The organism is Dietzia sp. Die43, from assembly GCF_024519835.1.
Lineage (GTDB): Bacteria > Actinomycetota > Actinomycetes > Mycobacteriales > Mycobacteriaceae > Dietzia > Dietzia kunjamensis.
The window spans coordinates 91,839-110,260 of record NZ_JALJRF010000007.1 but is presented as its reverse complement, the minus strand read 5'-3'; the positions used below and the strand labels follow the sequence as shown (position 1 = coordinate 110,260).

Annotated in this window: 19 protein-coding genes; all 19 read right to left on the bottom strand. The window is 70.1% G+C overall.

The features are described 5' to 3' along the window. Nucleotides 1–4 precede the first annotated feature (4 nt). The 19 genes from NR111_RS07820 to NR111_RS07730 all read right to left on the bottom strand — a co-directional run bounded on the left by NR111_RS07820 (nucleotide 5) and on the right by NR111_RS07730 (nucleotide 18,419). Nucleotides 5–2,752 carry a cation-translocating P-type ATPase gene (locus tag NR111_RS07820; protein ID WP_096905580.1) on the bottom strand — a complete coding sequence of 916 codons (2,748 nt, stop codon included), beginning with the start codon at nucleotides 2,750–2,752 and terminating at the stop codon, nucleotides 5–7. A 51-nt stretch (nucleotides 2,753–2,803) separates the two neighbouring features. Continuing rightward, entirely contained in the window at nucleotides 2,804–3,463 is a 660-nt protein-coding gene (locus NR111_RS07815; RefSeq protein ID WP_256820481.1) for an MBL fold metallo-hydrolase, read from the bottom strand. Then, complete coding sequence (locus NR111_RS07810) at nucleotides 3,460–4,545, bottom strand: S-(hydroxymethyl)mycothiol dehydrogenase (protein ID WP_256820480.1); 1,086 nt, start codon at nucleotides 4,543–4,545, stop codon at nucleotides 3,460–3,462. The genes NR111_RS07815 and NR111_RS07810 overlap by 4 nt, the downstream gene beginning before the upstream one ends. 140 nt (nucleotides 4,546–4,685) lie before the next feature. After that, on the bottom strand, nucleotides 4,686–5,399 hold the full coding sequence (locus NR111_RS07805; protein ID WP_082923784.1) for a M23 family metallopeptidase: 714 nt from the start codon (nucleotides 5,397–5,399) through the stop codon (nucleotides 4,686–4,688). Nucleotides 5,400–5,572: 173 nt separating this feature from the next. Then, on the bottom strand, nucleotides 5,573–6,991 hold the full coding sequence (gene pyk, locus NR111_RS07800) for a pyruvate kinase (RefSeq protein ID WP_067713995.1): 1,419 nt from the start codon (nucleotides 6,989–6,991) through the stop codon (nucleotides 5,573–5,575). A gap of 46 nt (nucleotides 6,992–7,037) precedes the next feature. Then, the gene (lgt, locus tag NR111_RS07795) at nucleotides 7,038–7,946 is read right to left on the bottom strand and encodes a prolipoprotein diacylglyceryl transferase (RefSeq protein ID WP_067713993.1); all 909 of its coding nucleotides are present in this window, start codon (nucleotides 7,944–7,946) and stop codon (nucleotides 7,038–7,040) included. After that, on the bottom strand, nucleotides 7,943–8,734 hold the full coding sequence (gene trpA / locus NR111_RS07790) for a tryptophan synthase subunit alpha (RefSeq protein WP_067713990.1): 792 nt from the start codon (nucleotides 8,732–8,734) through the stop codon (nucleotides 7,943–7,945). The genes lgt and trpA overlap by 4 nt, the downstream gene beginning before the upstream one ends. After that, the gene (trpB, locus tag NR111_RS07785; RefSeq protein ID WP_069390397.1) at nucleotides 8,731–10,026 is read right to left on the bottom strand and encodes a tryptophan synthase subunit beta; all 1,296 of its coding nucleotides are present in this window, start codon (nucleotides 10,024–10,026) and stop codon (nucleotides 8,731–8,733) included. The genes trpA and trpB overlap by 4 nt, the downstream gene beginning before the upstream one ends. A 66-nt stretch (nucleotides 10,027–10,092) precedes the next feature. After that, nucleotides 10,093–10,905 carry an indole-3-glycerol phosphate synthase TrpC gene (gene trpC, locus NR111_RS07780; protein ID WP_067714103.1) on the bottom strand — a complete coding sequence of 271 codons (813 nt, stop codon included), beginning with the start codon at nucleotides 10,903–10,905 and terminating at the stop codon, nucleotides 10,093–10,095. Nucleotides 10,906–11,002: 97 nt separating this feature from the next. After that, nucleotides 11,003–11,650: a TIGR02234 family membrane protein gene (locus NR111_RS07775; protein ID WP_067713985.1), complete on the bottom strand. Its 648-nt coding sequence runs from the start codon at nucleotides 11,648–11,650 to the stop codon at nucleotides 11,003–11,005. Continuing rightward, nucleotides 11,647–13,188 carry an anthranilate synthase component I gene (locus NR111_RS07770; RefSeq protein WP_067713982.1) on the bottom strand — a complete coding sequence of 514 codons (1,542 nt, stop codon included), beginning with the start codon at nucleotides 13,186–13,188 and terminating at the stop codon, nucleotides 11,647–11,649. The genes NR111_RS07775 and NR111_RS07770 overlap by 4 nt, the downstream gene beginning before the upstream one ends. Continuing rightward, nucleotides 13,185–13,364, bottom strand: a complete 180-nt coding sequence (locus NR111_RS07765; protein ID WP_067713978.1) for a tautomerase family protein — start codon at nucleotides 13,362–13,364, stop codon at nucleotides 13,185–13,187. The genes NR111_RS07770 and NR111_RS07765 overlap by 4 nt, the downstream gene beginning before the upstream one ends. Before the next feature lie 5 nt (nucleotides 13,365–13,369). Further along, nucleotides 13,370–13,723 carry a phosphoribosyl-AMP cyclohydrolase gene (hisI, locus tag NR111_RS07760; RefSeq protein ID WP_067713976.1) on the bottom strand — a complete coding sequence of 118 codons (354 nt, stop codon included), beginning with the start codon at nucleotides 13,721–13,723 and terminating at the stop codon, nucleotides 13,370–13,372. Beyond that, complete coding sequence (gene hisF / locus NR111_RS07755; RefSeq protein ID WP_067713974.1) at nucleotides 13,720–14,493, bottom strand: imidazole glycerol phosphate synthase subunit HisF; 774 nt, start codon at nucleotides 14,491–14,493, stop codon at nucleotides 13,720–13,722. Before hisF ends, hisI begins: the two co-directional genes overlap by 4 nt. Before the next feature lie 7 nt (nucleotides 14,494–14,500). Beyond that, nucleotides 14,501–15,415 carry an inositol monophosphatase family protein gene (locus NR111_RS07750; protein WP_067713971.1) on the bottom strand — a complete coding sequence of 305 codons (915 nt, stop codon included), beginning with the start codon at nucleotides 15,413–15,415 and terminating at the stop codon, nucleotides 14,501–14,503. Nucleotides 15,416–15,480: 65 nt separating this feature from the next. Beyond that, nucleotides 15,481–16,236: a bifunctional 1-(5-phosphoribosyl)-5-((5-phosphoribosylamino)methylideneamino)imidazole-4-carboxamide isomerase/phosphoribosylanthranilate isomerase PriA gene (gene priA / locus NR111_RS07745; RefSeq protein WP_119191827.1), complete on the bottom strand. Its 756-nt coding sequence runs from the start codon at nucleotides 16,234–16,236 to the stop codon at nucleotides 15,481–15,483. After that, nucleotides 16,236–16,487: a hypothetical protein gene (locus NR111_RS07740; protein ID WP_067713966.1), complete on the bottom strand. Its 252-nt coding sequence runs from the start codon at nucleotides 16,485–16,487 to the stop codon at nucleotides 16,236–16,238. The genes priA and NR111_RS07740 overlap by 1 nt, the downstream gene beginning before the upstream one ends. A gap of 22 nt (nucleotides 16,488–16,509) precedes the next feature. Beyond that, nucleotides 16,510–17,175, bottom strand: coding sequence for an imidazole glycerol phosphate synthase subunit HisH (gene hisH, locus NR111_RS07735; RefSeq protein ID WP_067713964.1), 666 nt, complete (start codon nucleotides 17,173–17,175; stop codon nucleotides 16,510–16,512). Then, entirely contained in the window at nucleotides 17,172–18,419 is a 1,248-nt protein-coding gene (locus NR111_RS07730; protein WP_067713962.1) for an MFS transporter, read from the bottom strand. The genes hisH and NR111_RS07730 overlap by 4 nt, the downstream gene beginning before the upstream one ends. Nucleotides 18,420–18,422 lie beyond the last annotated feature (3 nt).

The window sequence follows — 18,422 nt, the reverse complement described above, 5'->3', positions numbered from 1 at the left end:
CGCGTCAGACCACGTCCATCCTGCCCGACGCACCGGCCCGTCGCGTACGCCATCTCGCGCCGGCCTTGCGCAGCTCCTCCAGCCAGAGGATCGACGACGCCACCGCGGTGGCCAGCAGCCATTCGTCGGCGCGGAGCGAGGTGGTGTCGAAAACGCCCTGCAGGAACGGCACCTGGACCACCGCGATCAGCAGCAGCGGCACCGCGCCCAGCGCGACCCAGATCGGGGCGTTGTGCGCCATGTCGCGGGAGAACACCGAGCCGTGGTCGGATCGGACATTCATCAGGTTGAACACCTGGAAGAAGACGAACGTCGCGTACGCCAACGTGGTGGCGAACAGCGGTTCCCCTGCTCGATCGGGGAACACCGCCTCGGCGGACGCCAGCACGAGCAGGGTACCCCCGGCCATCACCACACCCAGCCAGAGGATCCGCACCAATCGCGCCGGAGTGAGGATCTGTTCGCCGGCCGGCCGCGGAGGCCTGCGCATGGCGTCCTTCTCCACAGGCTCGACGCCCAGGGCCATCGCCGGCGGGCCGTCCATGACGATGTTGACCAACAAAACCTGCAGCGCGGTGAACGGCACCGTCGCCAGCCCCAACAGACCACTCGCCAGGAAGACGATCACGAACGCCCACGCGGTGGTGAGCTGGAACTTCACGAACTTGACGATGTTGTCGTAGATCCCCCGCCCCTGGCGCACCGCGGAGACGATCGTCGAGAAGTTGTCGTCGGTGAGCACCATGTCCGCCGCGCCCTTGGACACGTCGGTACCGGTGATCCCCATGGCGATCCCGATGTCGGCCTGGCGCAGGGCGGGCGCATCGTTCACACCGTCTCCCGTCATCGCCACCACGTCCCCGTCAGCCTGGAGGGCCCGCACCATCCGAATCTTGTGCTCGGGGGTCACGCGGGCCAGCACGCCGAGGCGAGCGGCCCGGGCGGACAGCTCCTCGGCGTCGATGCGGTCCAGATCGACACCGCTCACCGCCTCCCCGCCGATACCGAGGTCGCGGGCGATGGCCGAGGCCGTGACCAGATGGTCACCGGTGATCATGTGCACCGAGATGCCCGCCTGGTGTGCGATGCGTATCGACTCGGCCGCACGTGGCCGCGGTGGGTCGACGATCCCCAGCACCGCGAGCACGGTCAGGTCGCGGACCTCGCCGAGCAGAGAGTCCTCGTCGGGTTGTCCGTCACCGTCGCCGAAAGGCCGGGCAGCCACGAGCAGCGTGCGCAGGCCGGACGCGGCGAGCCCCTCCGTGTCCGCGCGCAACGCTCCACGCCGCTCGTCGTCGAGCTCCACCGCCGTCGCCCCGTCCCAGACGTGCGTGGCGCGAGGCAGAACGGCACCGGTGGCACCCTTGACGTGGAGGACGAGGTCTCCACCCGGTGCGCGGTTGACCGTCGCCATGAACTTGTACGCCGAGTCGAACGGGACCTGGGCCACCCGCGGACGGGCGGCGCGCAGCCCCTCGACGTCGATCCCGCACTTGGTCGCCGCCACCAACAGTGCGCCCTCGGTCGGATCTCCGACCAGTCGCCCGTCGGCGACGATCGCGTCGTTGCACAACGCCATGGCCACCGCGGCCCGTCTCAGGTCCGGTACGACGTCCGGGTCGGACGACAGGACGGTCCCGGCCCCGTCGTATCCGGTCCCGGTCACGGAGTACGACCCGCCGCCCGCGACGATCCGCGTGACGGTCATCTCGTTGAGAGTGAGGGTCCCGGTCTTGTCCGTCGCGATGTGGCTCGTCGAACCGAGTGTCTCGACGGCGGCGAGGTTCTTGATGATCGCGCCCTCGCGGGCCAGGCGCGAGGCACCCATCGCGAGCGTGAACGCCACGACCGCCGTGAGCCCCTCCGGGATCGTGGCCACCGCCAGGGAGACCGCGGACAGGAGCATGTCCTCCCAGGACTGACCGCGCACGAGCCCGATCACGAGGACCAGTCCCACCACGGTCAGCGCGATCCCGGTGAGGACGCGGGCGAGCGTACCGATCCGTTTCTGCAGCGGCGTCGGACCGGCGCCCGCACCGCCCAGCAGGTCCGCGATAGCGCCCATCTCGGTGTGTTCACCGGTACCGGTCACCACGATGCGCGCCCGGCCCCGGGTGACCTCCGTGTTCATGAAGACCATGCCAGCGCGGTCTCCGAGAGGCGCGTCGACGTCCTGTACCGCTCCCGCGGCCTTGTCCACCGGGGCCGACTCCCCGGTCAACGTCGCCTCGGCCACCTGCAACCGGGATCCGGAGAGCATCCGGCCGTCGGCGGGGACCCTGTCTCCGGACTCCACCACCACGATGTCGCCCGGGACGAGCCCACTGCTGTCGATCTCGGCCTCCACGCCGTCCCGCACCACCCGGCTGTGCGGGACCGACATATCGCGTAGGGCTGCGAGACCGGCCTCGGCACGGGTCTCCTGGACGTAGTTGAGGATCGTGTTCAGTGCGACCACCAGCAGGATGACCACGGGGGTCTCCCATTCCCGGGACACCCCCGCGCTCACCGCAGCCGCGACCGCGAGCACGAGGATCATCGGATCCGCCAACAGCCTCGCCACCCGCCGCCACGCGGGCACCCGCTCGGCCTCGGGCAAGGTGTTGGGCCCGTGCCGGACGAGACGGGCGCCCGCCTCGGCGCTGGTGAGCCCGTCCGGGCCCGCACCGAGGCGGGACAACACCTCCGCGGGCGCGAGGGTGTGCCACGGAGTGGGAGGACCGGACTCTGCGGGCGTCCTCGTCGTCGTCATCTCCCCGGCCCCTCCCCCGCGTCAGTCCTCCCCGCGCCCACGGCGGCGGTCTCAGTGCCCTCGGGCGATCCATTCCTCGAGGTGCGGGGATTCGTCCCCGACCTTCGTCCCGTCACCGTGACCGGTGTGCACCAGCGTCTCCGCGGGCAGCGTGAGGATGCGCTCGCGGATGGAGGTGATGATGGTCGGGAAATCCGAGTACGAGCGGCCCGTTGCCCCCGGTCCGCCGGAGAACAGGGTGTCGCCGGAGAACAACACGCCCGCCTCGGGAACGTGGAAAACGCACGATCCCGGTGAGTGCCCGGGCGTGTTCATCACGTCGATGAGGGTACCCGCGATCTCCAGACGCTGCCCGTCGGAGAGCTCGCCGTGGGAGACGGTGGGGTGGGTCTCGTCCCACAGCATCTGGTCACCCGGGTGCACCAGGATCGGCGCATCCAGCTTCTCCGACAGTTCCGGCGCCACGGTGATGTGGTCATTGTGGGCGTGCGAACACAGGATGCCCTTGACCCGGCGGCCCGCCACCGCGTCGATAATCGGCTGGGCAGTGTGCGCGGCGTCGATCACGTACACCTCGGAGTCGTCCCCGAGGATCCAGATGTTGTTGTCGACCTCCCACTCGCCGCCGTCGAGCGCGAAGATGCCGCTCGTGACGACCTTCTCGATACGCAGACCGCCGGCGTGCCCGGCGCTGGTGTGGATCTCGCTCACATCGTCACCACCGATCGGAGGACTGAACCGGACTTCATCGCCTCGAACGCCGCCTCGACGGCCCCGATGCCGATCCGCTCGGAGACGAACTTCTCGAGCGGGAGCCGACCCTGCAGATGCAGATCCACGAGCATCGGGAAATCGCGCTCGGGCAGACAGTCGCCGTACCAGGACGACTTGAGCGAGCCACCACGGCCGAAGAAGTCCAGCAGCGGCAACTCCAACCGCATCTCCGGCGTGGGCACGCCCACCAGGACCACGGTCCCGGCGAGATCACGCGCGTAGAAGGCCTGCTCGTACGTCTCCGGCCGACCGACGGCGTCGATCACGACGTCGGCGCCGAAGCCGTCCGTGAGCTCCTGGATAGCGGCCACCGGATCGGTCGAGGTCGAATTGACCGCGTGGGTCGCACCGAAGTCCTTGGCCCACTCGAGCTTGGTGTCGTCGATATCGACCGCGATGATCGTCGAGGCGCCCGCAAGTCGGGCGCCCACGACCGCGGCGACACCGACTCCACCGCACCCGATGACGGCGACGGACTGGCCACGGCTGACCTGTCCGGTGTTGACGGCCGCGCCGATGCCGGCCATGACACCGCATCCGAGCAGTCCGGCGACCGCCGGGTCCGCCGCCGGGTCGACCTTGGTGCACTGCCCCTCGTGGACGAGGGTCTTGTCGATGAACGCGCCGATGCCGAGCGCGGGGGTGAGCTCGGTGCCGTCGCTCAGCGTCATCTTCTTGGACGCGTTGTGGGTGGCGAAGCAGTACTGCGGCTGGCCACGCTTGCAGGCCCGGCACTCACCGCACACCGCGCGCCAGTTGAGGACGACGTAGTCGCCCTCGGCGACATGGGTGACCCGGTCACCGACGGTCTCGACGATGCCCGCGGCCTCGTGGCCCAACAGGAACGGGTACTCGTCGTTGATCCCGCCGTCCCGGTACGCCAGGTCCGTGTGGCAGACGCCGCACGCCTGCACCCGCACGATGACATCGTTCGGTCCGGGATCGGGGACGACGACGTCGACCAACTCGACCTCGGCCCCCTTGCTACGGGCGATGACGCCCTTGACGGTCTGCGACATGGATCGCCTCTCGACTGGTGGTGGACTCTCTCGCCCCACTGTGTCAGAAAGGCCCGACACGTGGCCCGTCAACGCGGTCGCGCCCCGCCTCCTCGAGGGGAGACGGGGCGCGACGGGTGCGTGTCGGGGGCGTCGATCGATCAGACGGCGACGCCGTTGGCGCGGAGCCACGGCACCGGGTCGATCCACTGGCCGGCCGGGTTGCGCACGCCGAAGTGCAGGTGCGGCCCGGTGGAGTAGCCGCGGTTTCCGACCGTTCCGATGACCTGCCCGGCGTTGACCCGCTGGCCGACCGAGACGTGGTTCTGGTCGTTGTGTCCGTACTCGAGCAGGTGGCCGTCGTCGGTCTGGATCCGGATCCACAGTCCGTACCCCGAGGCCGGGCCGGCAGCCACGACGGTGCCGGACTTGGCGGCGAACATCGGGGTCCCGATCGGTGCACCGAAGTCCGTGCCGTTGTGGAACGTTCCCCAACGGGGGCCGAAGCCGGAGGTGATCGGACCGTAGGTCGGGGCGTGGGCGCCACCGACCGAGGGGACACCGAGCGAGCCGAACACAGCCGGGTCGATCGCGTACTCCCGAAGCTGGTCCTCGGTGAGGCCGATGCCCTGGATGACGCCCTGCGCCATCTCGGTCAGCTGGTCGGCGTTGATCTCGGCGGACTGGGCGGAGGCTGCGGGGGCGGCGGCCATGGCCATGCCGCCGGAGAGGGCGGCGCCGGCGACGGTGCCGGCAACGAGGCGGCCCATGTTGGACGAGCGGGCGGCGCGGTGGCGCCCGGCGGTCGCGCCGGTGCCCTCGACGCCGAGTCGATCGGCGAGCTCGGCGTAGGAAATGCGAGTGGCGTCGGACATCAGGGAACCTCGGAGACTGGAGCGGGTGAAGCAGGGACGTGACCGGCTTCCCAGTCGACTCCACGAAGGTAACAGAAGTGTCTCGACTCTGTCACGTCAAAGGCACGAACACAGACGAAAGTGCCGGTGAGCGGCTTGCTCACCGGCGCCTGTCGGTTGTTATCCGATGGTGATCAGTGGTCGACCTCGCCCATCCGGTGGACGAGGATGAAGTTGGTTGACCCCTCGACGCCCGGCACGTTCCCCGCGACGAGCACGATCAGGTCGTCCTCGTTGTACCCGTCGAGCGGGAGCAGCATCTCGTCGGTGACCTTGACGATCTCCGCCGTGTCGTTGACGCGGTCGGTGAGGAAGGTCTCGGTCCCCCACGTCAGCGCCAGCTGGCTGCGGATGCGGGGGTCGCTGGTGATGGCGATGAGCGGCAGGTGGCTGTGCAGACGGGCGAGCCGCCGCACCGTATCCCCCGTCGAGGTGACCGCGACGAGCGCCTTCGCCCCCAGCCGCTCACCGATCTCGCGGGCGGAGTAGGAGATGACACCGCGCTTGGTCCGTGGGATGTGCACCAGATCCGGCGCGGCCGTGGAGTCCGACTCCACCGCGAGTGCGATGGACGACATCGTGCGTACGGTCTCGATCGGGTACTTGCCGACGGAGGTCTCCCCCGAGAGCATCACCGCGTCCGCCCCGTCGAGGACGGCGTTCGCCACGTCGGACGCCTCGGCCCGGGTGGGCCGGGAGTTCGTGATCATCGACTCGAGCATCTGGGTGGCCACGATGACGGGCTTGGCGTTCTCGCGCGCGATCTGGATGGCACGCTTCTGGACCAGCGGCACCTCCTGCAGCGGCAACTCCACGCCGAGGTCGCCCCGGGCCACCATGATGGCATCGAATGCCAGGACGATGGACTCGAGATTCTTGACGGCTTCCGGCTTCTCCAGCTTGGCGATGATGGGAACGTGGATGCCCACCTCGTCCATCACCTCGTGCACGAGGTCGACGTCCGCCGGCGACCGCACGAACGACAGGGCGATGAAGTCCGCCCCCAGGCCGAGGGCGAACCGGAGGTCGGCGATGTCCTTCTCGCTCAACGCGGGGACCGAGACGTTCATGCCCGGCAGGGACACGCCCTTGTTGTTGGAGACGGTACCGCCCTCGGTCACGACGCACTGGACGTCGTCACCGTCGACGTTTTCGACGGTCAGTCCGATGTTGCCGTCGTCGACGAGGAGGCGGTCTCCCGGGCGGGCGTCGTTCGCCAGCCCCTTGTAGGTGGTCGAGACGCGATCCTTGGTGCCCTCCACCTCGGCGACGGTGATGACGACACGGTCGCCCTCCTCCCACTCGTGCCGGCCCTCGAGGAAGCGGCCGAGTCGGATCTTGGGGCCCTGCAGGTCCGCGAGGACACCGACGGCCCGGCCGGACTCGTCGGAGGCCTTGCGGACCCATCGGTAGTTGGCCTCGTGGTCGGAGTGCTCTCCGTGGCTGAAGTTGAGGCGGGCGACATCCATGCCCGCGTCGACCAGCTCTCGGATTCCTTCCTCCGACGCGACGGCGGGACCCAGGGTGCAGACGATCTTGGTACGACGATTCACTCGTACCAATCTAGTCCCCCCGACCGGCCACCCGGTTAACCCGAGGTCAACGACCGGCCAACGGGGGTGCGTCGCCCGCGGGACCACCCTCCGCCGGGTCGTCCCCGACGTCGTCCGGCGCCCGCAGGTCGGAGGCCTCCTCCCGGCCGCGGCGGGCCCGCCAGAGATACACCAGCGCGGCGAGCATCACCACGAGGGAGACGATGGTGTTGATGCGCAGTCCGAACACCTCCGTGGCGGCGTCCGCGCGCAGCAGTTCCACCCAGAAGCGACCGAAGCAGTACAACGCCACATAGAGGGCGAAGAGCCGACCGTGGCCCAGGCGGAACCGCCGGTCGATCAGCACCAGGGCGATCGCCACGAGAACGTTCCACAGCAGTTCGTAGAGGAATGTCGGGTGAACGGTCGCCAGCACCTGTCCGGTCGACCGCCCGATCGTCTCCGAGTACCCGTAGGACTCGTCGTAGCGCTGGTAGATCTCCAGCGCCCAGGGCACATCGGTCTCGCGGCCGTAGAGCTCCTGGTTGAAGTAGTTGCCCAGTCGGCCGATCCCCTGTGCCAACACGATGCCGGGGGCGATCGAATCGCCCAGCGCCCCCAGCGCCCGGATGCCCTGTTGGCGCAGACCGATGTAGGCGCCGAGAGCGCCGAACGCGACCGCCCCCCAGATGCCCAGGCCGCCATCCCAGATCTTCAACGCGTCGACGGGATCGCGGCCCTCTCCGAAGTAGCGGTACCAATCGGTGGCCACGTGGTAGATCCGTCCGCCGATCAGGCCGAAGGGGATCGCCCACAGCGCCGTGTCGATCACGACCCCGGCCCGGCCGCCACGGGCGACCCAGCGCTTCTCGCCCCACCAGATGGCGACGACGATGCCGAGGATGATCCACAGGGCATACGCACGCAGGGGGAACGGACCGATCTCCCAGACGCCCTGGGGAGGGCTGGGGATCACGACGCTGCTCCGGTTCGACGGACGCCCTCGGCCAACTCGGCGGTCAGCCTCCCGAGGGCGTCGAGCCCCTCGGTCGCCGCCGTGATGAGTGCCGACCCGACGATCACGCCGTCGGCGTACGAGGCGATCTCGGCCGCCTGCTCACCGTTGCGCACCCCCAGCCCGACCCCACAGGCGAGGCCGGAGATCTCACGGACCCGCGCGGTGAGGGTCCGGGGCGCGTCCGAGACGACGTCCCGGGCGCCGGTGACACCCATGACGGCCTGGACGTAGACGAAACCGCCCGTGTGGGAGAGCGTCATCGCGAGTCGCTCGGGGGTCGACGACGGCGCGACGAGGAACACCCGGTCGATTCCGTGGGCGTCCGACGCGGCGATCCAGTCGTCGGCCTCGTCGGGGATGAGGTCGGGCGTGATGACGCCGGTACCGCCGGCGGCGGCGAGGTCGGCAGCGAAACGGTCGACACCGTACTGGAGCACCGGGTTCCAATAGGTCATGACCACGGGGACCGCACCGGCCGCGGCGACCGCGCGGACCACCTCAAAGGTGTCCGCCACGCGGAACCCGGCCTCGATCGCGGTGTCGGCGGCGGCCTGGATGGTCGGCCCGTCCATCATGGGATCGGAGTACGGGATGCCGACCTCGACGATGTCGCATCCGCCCTCGACCATCGTGCGCACGGCGTCGATCGACCCCTCGAGAGTCGGGTAACCCGCCGGGTAGTAGCCGATGAGCGCGGCCCGGTCCTCGCTCCGGCACCGCTCGAACACGTCACTGAGAACGCTCATCCCTCGACTCCTCCGTCCGCGAACTCGCCCGCGCCGTCGTCGGCGCCCTGGCTCGAATCCACCCCGGCCTCGGGCGGGGTCCCCCCGTCCAACAGGCCGAACCACCGGGCGGCGGTGTCGACGTCCTTGTCGCCGCGACCGGAGACGTTGACCAGGATGAGGTCCACGCCCTCCGCGGCGAGCTGCGCGGCACCGGCGATCGCGTGCGCCGACTCGATGGCGGGGATGATGCCCTCGGTGCGGCACAACTGAGCGAACGCGTCCATGGCCTGGGTATCCGTGATCGGGCGGTACTCGGCCCGCCCGATCTCCGCCAGGCGCGAATGCTCGGGCCCGACACCCGGGTAGTCCAGGCCCGCCGAGATCGAATGGGACTCGATCGTCTGCCCGTCGGAGTCCTGCATGAGATGGGCGTACGAACCCTGGAAGACCCCGGGCGTCCCCGCGTTGACGGTCGCCGCGGTGCGTCCGGACCCCACGCCGTCACCCCCGGCCTCGCACCCGACCAGACGAACCGATTCGTCGTCGATGAACGAATGGAACAACCCGATCGCGTTGGAACCACCGCCGACGCACGCCACGGCGGCGTCCGGCAGCCGACCGGCCTGATCGAGGATCTGCACCCGGGCCTCGGCGCCGACGACGCGCTGGAAGTCGCGGACCATCGTCGGGAAGGGGTGCGGCCCGGCCGCGGTACCGAACGCGTAATAGGTGTCGTCCGCGTGGGCGACCCAGTCCCGCATCGCCTCGTTGATCGCGTCCTTCAACGTGGCCGAACCGATCTCCACGGCCTCGACCTCGGCACCGAGCAACCGCATCCGCGCCACGTTGAGCGCCTGCCTGCGCACGTCCACCGCGCCCATGTAGACCTTGCACTCGAGGCCGAGGAGGGCACACGCCGTCGCCGTGGCCACCCCGTGCTGACCGGCGCCGGTCTCCGCGATCACCCGCTTCTTGCCCATCCGCTGCGCGAGCAGCGCCTGGCCGAGGACGTTGTTGATCTTGTGGGAACCCGTGTGGTTGAGGTCCTCGCGCTTGAGGAACACCCGCGCACCGATCTCCGCACCGAACCGCGTCGCCTCGTACAACGGCGACGGCCTACCCGAGTAGTGGAGCTGCAACCGGTCGAGCTCGTCGAGGTACTCGTCGTCCGCCCGGGCCTTGGCGTAGGCGTCGGTCACCTCGTCGACCACCGCCATCAGGGCCTCGGGGACGTAACGGCCGCCGAACGGCCCCCAGTGGCCCCGCTGGTCGGGCTCATGTCCGGTGGTGGACCGGAGCACCTCTCCCATGGTGGGCAGTGACGGAAAATCCTTGGAGTTCACGTCCCCAGTCTGCCTGAAGCCGGCGGCACCGGACTAGCGGGGTCCCTGCGGGCAGGACGGGTGGGCACCGGCCGTGGCCAGGGCGTTGCAGGCCGCCCGCGGGTCGCCCTGCGTCACCAGTCCCTCGCCCACGAGCACGGCGTCCGCCCCGACGCTGGCGTACGCCAGGAGGTCCGAGGCGTCCCGGACCCCGGACTCGGCGATCTTGACGACGTCGGACGGGAGCCCGGGCGCGATCCTGGAGAACACGTCCCTGTCGACCTCGAGTGTCTTGAGGTTGCGGGCGTTGACACCGATGACCGTGGCTCCGGCCTCCAGCGCGCGGTCGGCCTCCTCCTCGGTGTGGACCTCCACCAACGCCGTCATACCCAGCGACTCGGTGCGATCGAGGAGCGACACCAGGGCGTCCTGCTCGAGCGCGGCCACGATGAGCAGGATCAGATCCGCGCCGTGCGCCCGCGCCTCGTGGATCTGGTACGGCCCCACCACGAAGTCCTTCCGCAGAACCGGGATGTCGACCGCGCGGCGGACCGCGTCGAGATCGGCCAGGCTGCCGTTGAAACGGCGCTCCTCGGTGAGGCAGGAGATGACGCGCGCCCCGCCCTCCTCGTACATCCGGGCCAGGACGGCGGGGTCGGGGATCTCGGCCAGGGCGCCCTTGGACGGGCTGGCTCGCTTGACCTCGGCGATGACGCCCACCCCGGGATCGCGCAACGCCTTGAGCGCGTCGAGCGGGTCCGGCGCCGACTGGGCCGCCTTCTTCACGGCCGCCATATCGATGACGGCCTCACGGGCCGCGACGTCCTCACGGACCCCGTCGAGAATCGAGTCGAGCACGGTACCCACCGTGACCTCCCTCTGCAGTCGTAGGGCGGAAAGTGTGATCGAGATCGACAATAGAGGTCCCGGCCGGGGTTCCCGAATCGGGACCGCCCCGACCCGGTCAGCCGGTCGGATCCCGTCCGTCGTCCAACTCCTGCCACAGATCCCGCCCGGCGTCGTCCTCCGTGTCCGGTCCGGTCGCCGCACCCTCCCGCCGGGCCGCCGGGGTCACGTACCGGTCGTCACGGCGCACCGGGCGGGCCGGACTGGCCAGGACGACGATCCCCGCCGCCAACAGGGCGACGGCGCCCGCGCCGGTGATCACGGGTCCCGCGGGCCGGGTCGACAACTCGGTGATCTCCGACCACTGCGGGATCGCCTCCGCGCCCTCGGAACCCGGCCCGGCATCGGTCCGGGCCAGGCCCTCGTCACTCGTGATCACCGAGTGGACCCGGTCGGCGTCGACCTCCCCCACCGACATCGCCATGAGGCCCCCGGCGGCCACGCCGAGCAGCGCGATGACGGCGCCCACCGCTCGCGCGGCAGTACCTCGGACCAGGGCCACAGCGGCGATCGCCGCCAGCGCGCCCAGTGCGAGCGGGACGAGGGCGGGTTGCCAGTCCGCTCCGGTCAGGGCCCGTCGGCCCTCTCCCGACTGGTCGTTGAAGGCCACCACGTCGAGCCACACCATCCGCGAGGCGACCCACAGCAGCGCCGCCCCCACCACCAACAGCACGACGGGGACCAGCAGACGGGCGCGGTGGGTCACCGGCCCTCCCCGGCGTCGCGCAGTGTCTCCGCGGCTGCGACGGCCCGCAGGACCGCCATCGCCTTGTTGCGGCACTCCGCATCCTCCGAGGCGGCAACCGAATCGGCGACGATGCCGGCACCCGCCTGGACGTAGGCCGTGCCGTCCTTGATCACGGCCGACCGGATCGCGATGGCCTGATCGGTGTTGCCGGCGAAATCGACGTAGCCGACCACGCCCCCGTACACACCGCGTCGCGTGTCCTCGAGGTCCTCGATGATCTGCAGTGCGCGGGGCTTGGGCGAACCGGACAGCGTGCCGGCCGGGAAACAGGCGGTCACGGCGTCGATGCCCGTCTGCCCGTCGGCCAGGCGCCCGGTCACCGTGGACACGAGGTGCATCACATGGCTGTAGCGCTCGACCTGGCGGAACTCGGTCACCTCCACCGTGCCCGGCACGCAGACCCGGCCGAGGTCGTTGCGACCGAGATCGACCAACATCAGGTGTTCGGCGTTCTCCTTGGCGTCATCCACCAGGTCCTTGGCGAGCAGGACGTCGTGCTCCTCGTCGTCGCCCCTCGGTCTGGTCCCCGCGATCGGATGGGTCGTCGCCGCCCCGTCCTGGACGGTCACCAACGCCTCCGGGCTCGATCCCACGATGGTGAAGGCGGTATCGCCGAACCCGTCCTCCCCGCTACCGTCCGGGATCGTCATGAGGAACATGTAGGGGCTCGGGTTGGTGGTGCGCAGAATCCGGTAGACGTCGCGCGGCGAGGCGGCGGTGTCGACCTCGAACCGCTGACTGAGCACCACCTGGAAGGCCTCGCCCGAGTAGATCTGCTCGATGATGTCGGCGACCCGCGCGTGGTACGTCGACTCGTCGGTGCAGCGACGCACATCGGGGGCGGGAGTGTCGAACACGCTCACGCCGCCCGTCCCCGGGTCGGCTAGCCGCGCCGTCATCGAGTCGACCCGGGCCACCGCGTCCGCGTAGGCCTGCTCGACCCGCTCGTCGCTGCCGTCCCAGTTGACCGCGTTGGCGATGAGATGGATGCGGCCCTCATGATGATCGAACGCCGCCAGATCCGTGGCCAGCAACTGGACCATCTCCGGCACCTGCAGGTCGTCGACGGTGTCGGGCCGGATCCGCTCGAGCCGGCGCACGATGTCGTACCCGAGGTAACCGACCATCCCCGACGTCAACGGGGGAAGTCCCGGGATCTGATCGGTGCGCAACAGGTCGAGTGTCCTCCGGAGCGCGTCCAGCGGGTCACCGCCGGTGGGCGCGCCCGCGGGCACGTTGCCCCACCACGTCGCCTCGCCCGAGCCGTCGACGGTCAACGCGGCGGCCGCCCCACAGCCGATGAACGACCACCGCGACCACGAGCGCCCGTGCTCCGCCGACTCCAGCAGGAACGTCCCCGGTCGGTCGCCGGCGAGCTTGACGTACGCGGACAACGGGGTCTCGGAATCCGCCAACACCGTGCGCACCACCGGCACGACCCGGTGGCCCGCGGCGAGCGCGCGGAACTGTTCGAACGTGGTCGTCTCGGTGCTCATCCGAAGGCCTTGCCGGCGATCCCGAAGGAATCGTGCGGCATGTCGTGGACGTGGACCCACACCTTCGCCGGGTCCTTGCCCGAGGCCTCGGCGTACGCGGCCGTGACCGCCTCGATGACGCGGGCCTTGTCCGCCGCGGCCATCCCGTCGAGTTGGTTGATCTGGATGAAGGGCACGCCGTTCAGTCCTCTCCGAGCAGGGTTGCGGTGTCGAAACAGCTGGTGGTGCCCCGGTGGCAGGCCGCGCCGGTCTGGTCGACATGGAGCAGGACGGTGTCTCCGTCGCAGTCGATCTCCACGCGACGCACGTGTTGCACGTGGCCGGAGGTATCCCCCTTGACCCACCGTTGCCCACGCGAGCGGGAGTAGTACACACCCCGCCGGGTCGCCAGCGTCTCCGCCAGCGCGGCGTCATCCATCCACGCCATCATGAGCACCCTGCCCGACGTCGCGTCCTGCACGACCGCGGCGACCAGGCCGTCGGCGTTGCGCGACAGCCTCTCGGCGATCGACCGATCCAGGACGTGGGCGCTCATCGGACCGTGATCCCCTCTGCCGCGAGCGCGTCCTTCACGTCGCCGATGGTCATCGCCCCGAAGTGGAAGACACTGGCCGCGAGGACGGCGTCGGCCCCGGCGTGGACCGCCGGAGCGAAGTGCTCGACCGCACCGGCACCGCCCGAGGCGATGACGGGTATCGACACCGCCTCGCGGACCGCCTTCACCATCGCCAGGTCGAAACCCGCCTTGGTGCCGTCGGCGTCCATCGAGTTGAGCAGGATCTCGCCCACGCCGAGCTCCTGCCCGCGCCGCGCCCACTCGACGGCGTCGATGCCGGTACCGCGGCGACCACCGTGCGTGGTGACCTCCCATCCCGACGGGGTCTGCTCGGACCCCTCGGGTACGGTCCGCGCGTCCACGGACAGGACGATGCACTGCGAGCCGAATCGTCGACTGAGCTCGCCGAGCAGCTCGGGGCGGGCGATGGCGGCGGTGTTGACGCTCACCTTGTCCGCGCCGGCCCGCAGCAACTGGTTGACGTCCTCCTCGGTACGCACGCCTCCTCCCACGGTGAGGGGGATGAAGATCTGCTCGGCGGTGCGCTTGACCACGTCGATCATGGTCCCGCGACCCGACGACGACGCGGTCACGTCGAGGAAGGTCAGCTCGTCGGCGCCCTGCTCGTCATAGGCGGCGGCCAACTCCACGGGATCACCCGCGTCGCGGAGGTCGAGGAAGTTGACGCCCTTGACCACGCGCCCGGCGTCCACGTCGAGGCACGGGATGACCCTGGTGGCGAGTGTCATGATCCGGTCACCGCCCGCTCTGTAGCCACGGACGGGGGCTCTCGGGTTCCGGAGTGGCGCGCCGTCGCCCGGCCTCGAAGAAGTTGCTCGGCTCGCCGAGTTGACGGATCGTGTCGAGGACCTCCGCGTGGGCTCGCGGGCCCGCGGCGAGGATGGACTGGGAGTCGGTGGACCAGGGCTCCCCCGTGAGGTCGGTGACCACACCACCCGCTGCGCGGACATGGGAGGCGCCGGCCGCGTTGTCCCACGCGAAGTTGCCGAAGCTGACCGCCGCCGACAGTCGCCCCGACGCGACGAAAGACAGGTCCACCCCGGTGGAGCCGAACTTGCGGGTCCGGGCCGCGTCGAGCGTGAGCTGCTCGAAGACCTCGCGGCGATACGCCGGAGGGTAGGTCGTGCGGGCACCGGTGTTGAGGGAACCCAGCCCCAGTGCGACGTCGCGGATGGAGACGTCGGAGATCTGCGAGACCTCCGCGCCGTTCTCCTTGAGCGGTCCCCCCGCGATCGAGGTGAACGTCATCCCCAGCAGCGGCAACCAGGTCAGCCCCAGCACCGGCTGACGCTCGTGGACCAACGAGACCAGGATGCCGGCGGTCGGGATGCCCAACGAGTAGTTGGCCGTGCCGTCGACGGGGTCCACCACCCAGAGGGTGCCCTCGTTGACGGGCGGACCGCCGTACTCCTCACCGTGCACCTCGAGCCCTGTCCCCTCCCTCAGGGCCTCCGAGATACGGCGTTCCAACTCGAGGTCCAGTTCGGTCGCGAAGTCGTTGCGCGATCCCTTGTTCTGGATGCCCTTCGCGCCGACCCCCTCGACGAAGCGAGGAGTCACCTCGTCGAGCACGCGCGTCGCCAGTGCGAGCGCCTCGGCCGGGTCGACGGGGAGGTCCGTCGGCAGGGCATTTCCGGTCTGATCGTCCATCTCGGGCCTCCTGCTCGAGGTCATGCGGGGTCGGGAAGCTACCTGGCGGTCACGAGGCCGCGTGGTCAGCGTCGGCTGACGGCGGCGAGCGCCTCGGGAAGGGTGAACCGGCCCGCGTAGAGCGCCTTGCCGACGATCGCGCCCTCCACACCCTGCGGAACCAGCGTGGCGATGGCCTCGAGGTCCGCGACCGAGGAGACACCGCCCGACGCCACGACAGGGGCATCGGTGGCCGCGCACACCTGCGAGAGCATCTCGAGGTTGGGCCCGTTCAGCATGCCGTCCTTGGACACGTCGGTGACGACGTACCGGGCGCAGCCGTCCGCGTCCAGACGCTCGAGAACCTCCCAGAGGTTGCCGCCGTCGGAGACCCATCCGCGACCACGCAGCCTGGGCTCGCCGTCGACCACTCGCACGTCGAGTCCCACCGCGATCCGATCGCCGTGCCGGGCGATGGCCGAGGCACACCACTCCGGGTTCTCCAACGCGGCCGTACCGAGGTTCACGCGCGCACAGCCGGTGGCCAGGGCGGCCTCGAGCGAATCGTCATCGCGGATGCCACCGGACATCTCGACCTTGACGTCGAGCGCCCCCACGACCTCGGCGAGGAGATCGCGATTCGAGCCCCGGCCGAACGCGGCATCGAGGTCCACGAGGTGAACCCATTCCGCACCGTCACGCTGCCACTGCAGCGCCGCGTCGAGCGGCGCCCCGTACGAGGTCTCGGTCCCGGCCTCCCCCTGTACGAGACGGACGGCCTGACCGTCTGCGACGTCGACGGCGGGCAGGAGTTCGAGATAATTGGCGTTGGTCACGGCCATCAGCCTAGTCCGTCGTCACCGGGGCGCTCCGCCTGCCCGCCGGGCTCCTCGCCGTACTCGGCGCGGATCGCGCGATCGGTGATGCGGTTGGACACCAGACCCATCGCCGCGACCGCGAGGATCAGCCCGACCAGTGCGACGACGGCCTTGCCGACCGGCGGCACGGGGAGCACGGCCACCGCGATCGCGGTCAGCGCGAGGCCGAGGACTCCCGCCCCGGCCACGCCCAGCGCGAGCACGGCGAAGGACACCGGGGCCCGGTCCCCTTCACCCCTATCGGACAGAACGGATCCAGTTCTCGAGGAGCTGCAGTCCCGCGTCGCCCGATTTCTCGGGGTGGAACTGAGTGGCCGACAGCGGCCCGTTCTCCACAGCCGCGATGAACCTGGTGCCGTGCTCGGCCCAGGTGACGTCCGGGGCGCGCAGATGATCCGACGGCTCCATCTCCCAGTGCTGGACGCCGTAGGAGTGGACGAAGTAGAACCGCTCGTCGGCGGGCATGCCGGCGAACAGGACGCTGTTCGAGGGCACCTCGACGGTGTTCCAACCCATGTGCGGCAGCACAGGCGCGTGCAGCTTCTCCACCACACCGGGCCACTCACCACACCCGGGGACGCCCGGCGAGTCCTCGTGCTCCCCGTCCGAGAACTCGGTGCCTCGCTCGAACATGACCTGCATGCCGACGCAGATTCCCAGGACGGGCCGGCTGCCGGCGAGACGCTCACCGATGATCCGGGGGCCCTTGACCGCTTCGAGGCCCTTCATGCAGGCGGCGAACGCGCCGACCCCCGGCACGACCAGCGCCTCCGCCTCGGTGGCGACGCGGGGATCCGAGGTGAGCTCGACCTCGGCGCCGACCCGCTCGAGCGCACGGTGCGCGGACCGCAGGTTTCCCGAGCCGTAGTCCAGGAGTGCTACCCGTGTGGCGGAAGTCGTCATTGGTTCACCTTATCGCCGGTGTCGGTCAGGGTCAGATCGCGCGTGGGCCTGGTGCGTCGGGCGCCCACCGCCGCCGGGCCGCCCACCGCGAGGACGACTCCGGCCGCCACGGTGAACAGCACGACGTAGCCGAAGCCGGCGAACCCGCCCATGACGACGGATCCGAGACCGGTACCGGCGTCGAAGGAGATGTTCCACGACGCGGACGCCGTCCCCAGGCGCGAGCGCGGCATCCGTTCGAACGACGCGACCAGGGCTTCGTTCTGGACGGCTCCGAACCCGAGACCGAAGATGACGGTCGGGACGAGGAACCACCAGGGGCTCACCTCAATCGTCAACAACCCGGCGATGCCGAGCATTCCGAGTGCCGCCACCCCGAGACCCGGCCAGACCAGTGCCCCGGGTCCACGTCGGTCCGAGATGAGCCCGGCGACGGTGCGGCCGACGATGACACCGGCGCCCAATAGTCCGAGTCCCACGCCGGCGACGACCGCGCCGCTTCCGGAGACGATGGAATCCAACGCGGGTGACAGGAACGATGCCGCTGCTCCGTAGGGCAGGGTCACCGCCACCATGACCAGGAACGGCCCGGCCAGGAGGAGAACGACCTGCCTCGGGCCGAGCGCCGACTGGTCCGACTCCCCCGGGGGGCTCGGGAACACGTGAGGCAGTCGAGCGGCGGCGACCAGTCCCACGACGCCGAACCCGGTGGCCGCCCAGGCCACCGTGGGCAGGCCGAAGAGGTCGAGCAGCCACAGGCCGACCGGCAGGAAGATGGCTTCGGAGATGCCGACGGCGAGTCCGATCAGCGACGTCGCCCGACCGAGCATGCCGGGGGGCGCGAGTTCTGCCACCAGAGCCGAGCCGGCGACGGTCATCATGCCGAATCCTGCGCCTCGCACTCCACTGATCGCCAATACCGCGAACGGGCCGTCGAACAGTGCGAGCAGACCCGAGGGGAGACCGAGCAGCGCGCTGCCGATACCCAGTACCCAGCGATAACCGATCGCGGCCGTGACTCTCGGGGTGGCGAGCTGGAACAGGACGGTCACGGTCATGAACACACCGGTGGTGGCGCCCGCGACGAACTCACTCCCGCCACCACGGACCACGGCGAGCGGCACCACGGGCAGCAGCAGGGAGAACCCGCCGAAGGCGAGCAGGACCAGGACGAACGCGGCCGGGACCCCGGGGGTACGCGCCAGCTTCGAGAACGCCCCCGGGGTGTGGACGCGCGGGGTCACGCC